This window comes from Endozoicomonas sp., assembly GCF_051008435.1.
In the GTDB taxonomy this organism is placed as follows: Bacteria; Pseudomonadota; Gammaproteobacteria; order Pseudomonadales; family Endozoicomonadaceae; genus Endozoicomonas_A.
The window spans coordinates 1-4,348 of sequence record NZ_JBPCXO010000377.1 but is presented as its reverse complement, the minus strand read 5'-3'; the positions used below and the strand labels follow the sequence as shown (position 1 = coordinate 4,348).

3 protein-coding genes and 1 pseudogene are annotated in these 4,348 nt (G+C 47.0%); all 4 read right to left on the bottom strand.

Annotated features, from left to right (window positions below):
- Positions 1-40: 40 nt before the first annotated feature.
- The gene (locus ACR2PX_RS19065; protein WP_434000945.1) at positions 41-493 is read right to left on the bottom strand and encodes a hypothetical protein; all 453 of its coding nucleotides are present in this window, start codon (positions 491-493) and stop codon (positions 41-43) included.
- A gap of 357 nt (positions 494-850) precedes the next feature.
- Entirely contained in the window at positions 851-2,545 is a 1,695-nt protein-coding gene (locus ACR2PX_RS19060; protein WP_434000944.1) for a homeobox domain-containing protein, read from the bottom strand.
- A gap of 302 nt (positions 2,546-2,847) precedes the next feature.
- Entirely contained in the window at positions 2,848-3,666 is an 819-nt protein-coding gene (locus ACR2PX_RS19055) for a protein kinase domain-containing protein (protein WP_434000943.1), read from the bottom strand.
- 533 nt (positions 3,667-4,199) lie between these two features.
- Positions 4,200-4,348: pseudogene (locus ACR2PX_RS19050) on the bottom strand (Si-specific NAD(P)(+) transhydrogenase); the annotation flags it as partial.

Sequence of the window (4,348 nt, the reverse complement as noted above, 5' to 3'; positions counted from 1 at the left end):
CGTATGCTCATCAACAAAAGAGGCATGACCGAAATAGAGATCAATTCTGTTGCGGGCGTAATACATGGTGCGAGACTGCACCTGCTTCTGAATAACCCGTTCTGCGGTCTTCAGCACTTTGGGAAAGATGACTCTGCAGACTGGCAGCAATATCACTGGCACAAAATGCTGAAGCCCAGTTATTCCCGGAAAGACCAAAACCATTCTCGGATGATCTGGTAAAGTCTCGTGACGTATCCGCCAGACTCAACATTTCATCAGGTAGCGGTACACCTCCCTCAACATTCACCCTGTAATAGGTCCGTCCTGATACTTCTCGGGCTGTGACCTCTACGATCCAGCTGTTATGACTTCCTGTCAGCGATGCCCTCCATCGTACGGCATAGGTATTTTGAAATGGCATCAACAAACACGAAAGAAAAAATACAAGAATCGCCGTTTTCCAGACTTTAATGGAAGGTAAGCTGTCTGCAAACTCCAGAAAAAGATCCATCCCCAGCCACTCCGAGCAGAGAACTCAAGAGATATGAGTATAGAAAATGTTCCCGGTGGTGCAGAGCATCAATAGTGTTGCTGAAGCTGACCAATGACTCTCTGTGATTTTAGAAGGGAGTCTAAGCTGGTCCGTCGAATTCCCCTGGTGAAAAGTATTGCTCACTCAGCGCTGTAGCCGTTACCTTCCAGTGAGCAACACTTCCCACTCATTGTTATTTATTCACCATAGCTGGATGTATACCTAAAATTAAGTTCAGTAATTGTCTGGAAACAATCTGTCAAAACGAAACAATAGAACACTTTTTTACCCACGTTAATTTCAAAAAAGCCAGGCAGTCATCCTGTCAGAAATCTTTCAAATTTTTCTTCTTTTACTAGCTGGACTTTGCTCAGAAGGATCCCATTCCGGATCGAAGTCTTCTTCTTTTGGTTCTTCCTGGTTGGCATCATCATGCCTTCCGGCTCTCTGCAGCACTCTATCCTTCCGTCTTCGATTCTGAAACCAGTTTTGCACCGTGGCATTCCTCAACTCCAGCTCTCTTGCCAGTTCCAAACGTTCCTGAGGTGTCAGGTATTTCTGATTTTCGTACCTTCTCTCCAGGGCGTCGATCTGCTTAAGGGTAAAGACCGTTCTTAACTTACGCTCTCGAGGCCTTAACATACGCTTTAGAGGCCTTAACTTACGCTCTCGAGGCTTTAACTTGCCCTGAGTGTAAGTACCTTGAGGGGCTTCGGAGAACATCAATCCACGACGCCCCTTAAAGCTGGGACCCCCTGTGGTTGCCTGCTGGTGCTGCATGGCACAGCTCTGTATACTTGAAGGCACTGATGCATCTCCTGATCCTATTGTCTGTCCTGATCCTATTGTCTGTCCTGACCCCATCGCACTTTGATCACTAGAGTAAGTGTTTAACGCCAACCGCATCACATTGAAATAAATCTGTCCGATAGATGACAAAAATATAGAGACAAAATGATCCCATAACGCACTGGTATAGGGTGGAATACCGGTCATTCCTATACCTTGAGACCCCGAATAAAAAGAGCCGGAAAAAGGCAACGAGGTACCAAAACCGGAACCACCTGCAACGCCTCCAACACTGGCACCACCGGACAAACCGATCCCAAAGCCTGCAGAAGACGACAATGGCGGAACATCAGGATAGCCTCCTGCCGCGCCTGATGGATAAGAAGGTTTTAAACCGGGCATCGGCAGATTAGCTGGCTTAAATGGGTTCCCGCCACCAAACATACCCGGCATTCCTGCGCCGCCTTGAGGTTCTGCAGATGAGGTAGGCAGTACCGGCAGCGGATCTTCGGCGGTCTCATCTTCATCAGGATGTTGTTGATCACCCTCGCCATTATCGTCCGTGCTATTTGATCCTGTTCTTGAAGTGCCTTCACCCGGTGTATGAAACACCTCAAAAGCTAACGGACCGAGATCACTCAGATTGAGGTGAAGCGCATGCTTAATCACTCTGCCTGCAACAATCTGGCCTTTATGACCCGGAAAACAATACCCGGAGTTCTCCTGCTTTACGAATCGAACGGCCTTCAGAAGGTCAGTCTCTCTCAACAAAAAAGCGACCCCTGGCTTAGACACCGAAACCTTGCATCGAAAGCCCTGCTCTGTCGGCGAACACTGATGCACTTCGTCATCACTCAGTACCGTCATATCCTGTGTTGTCTCAGGCGATTCATACATAATCAGGTCTAGCGATACAGCACAGTCCGCCTGATAACGCACTTCTTCAGGAAAGACCCAGCCGACAAAATATTCGACCCAACCGGCTTTTTGCAGTTGCTGAGGAAAAGAGGGGATAGGATACTGATAGCTCTCCTGGCCTTTATGCAGATTCACCGTTGTTATTGTGTCTTCTGCTGTTAGTGCCAAACCCCCATAAAGACCGCATTGAGCCATTGTGTACGATTGCTCATCATCAAGACCTATCTCCAATAAAGGCTCATCAGCAAGAATCCAACGATTACTTTTTGCATTAACAACACTGCACACCATCAGTAAAAAGATAAAACTGAAAACTAGCTTCATATTAATATCCAACTCTTCTTAAATGGCATTTGTATATAGCACAAGATTAGGAAACTGAACTGTCCGGTAAGAATTCCAGAATATGAAGAAAGGGGGTGAGGAACCGTTATGACGTCACCGCCTGGACATTCTTATTAACCGACAACTGTCCACGACTTATTCATCATCTTTCAAGTCTATACCGCAGCAAGTAGTACTTTCTTACTGGATGTCGGCCATCTTTTTTGCCTATCCGGATAGGTAAAGTTCATAGGCAATGGATTGAAAAAGCCTTCCAGGCTGAAGAACAACCCGATCCGCGTCTAATCGTATTCCTTATTCATTTGCCTTAGCTGCTCTCTGGCATCCAGAAGTGTCATCCTATTTCCTGGCTCAAATTCAGTGAGCCCAATGATCAAACTCTTCAGTGGCAGACTGCCAGCTCCCATTACCTTGTCCAGAAAATCTTCTTTTTCGATAACATCCATGCTTGCGTAAGCAATGAGCCGGTCTTTCACCGTCTGAGGATCTCTGGATTTATCTCTATGGCCATCCTGACGGTAGTCACCCGGGTTCACGCCGGTGCTCAATGTCATGATCAACATCCCCAATTCCCAACTATCAACTTCAAAGCCAATCGGTGGATGCTTTTTTCCCTGTTGCTCGAGTATCATTTCAGGCGGCATATAAATCTGGGTACCGTAATAGCCCGATTGCTCCGCCTTTGTATCGAGTTTTCTGAGCCCACCATAGTCCACTAACTTGACGGCCAGTGTGGCTTTATCAAACACAATATTTTCAGGTTTCAAATCGCGATAAGCAATGCCCTGTCCATGCAGGAAGATCAGCGCTTCCACAATATTTATAGCGACTCTTATCGCACATTCAGGTCCCATCTCTATACCCGGAACCGGCTTATTTCTGGAAACAATCTCGTATAAATTGTCACCCTCTACCAACTCTGATAACACGGCCGCAAGTCGTGTATGTCTAATGTCTGCATCCGCTATTTCGCCCTGGCTTCGGACAGCATGGTACAAGCCTGTTCTGGCATCCTGTACCAGAATGGCAAAAACCCTCATCAGGATTGGATGATTCAGACCAAGTCCCAGAGCCTCTCCCCGATCTTTAGAAAAAGCCAATTGCTCATTTTTTAGTTTTTAACCGCGACGGGATGATTTCCAGAATCTGTAAAAGTACTGACAGAGCCAAACTTGCCTTCATCAAGAGCGTTTGCAGGAGAAAGATTGAAGAGCAAGGAGATGGCTTTTTCGACGGAATGGGCTCGGTATTTGGCTTGCCAGCCCGCTACAGGCTCGAGTTTTTTTAATAGTGCGGCTATGGGCTGTACCAACCTCTGCCCAATAGAACCCGCTCCAGTCGTTTGTTGAGAGGGTTCTGGTAGTTGCTTTGAGACCTGCTGACTGACCTTTCAGACAGGAGAAAGTGCAGTTTCAGTTTTTTCAGGTTGAACACCTGACTGCGAAACCGTCCCTTTACCCGGAAAGCGTATAGCAAGACTCATCTCCCATTCCTTTGATCACCGGCACATTCATTTCGACCGATCAAAAGCTATGGAATTCAGAACAGAGTAGACAGTAGAACTAACGGTGGAGGGAGGAAGGCACGTCTATCAACCCTGATAAACGTGCTTTTTTTGGAGCATTGCCAAAGATCAGAACAGGCGATTAAGCCCGTCCAGAGCCGCCACACGATAGGCTTCGGCCATCGTGGGGTAGTTAAACGTGGTATTCAGGAAATAGCGGATATTGTTGGCTTCCCCTTTCTGGGACATAACGGCCTGTCCGATGTGTACAATCTCGG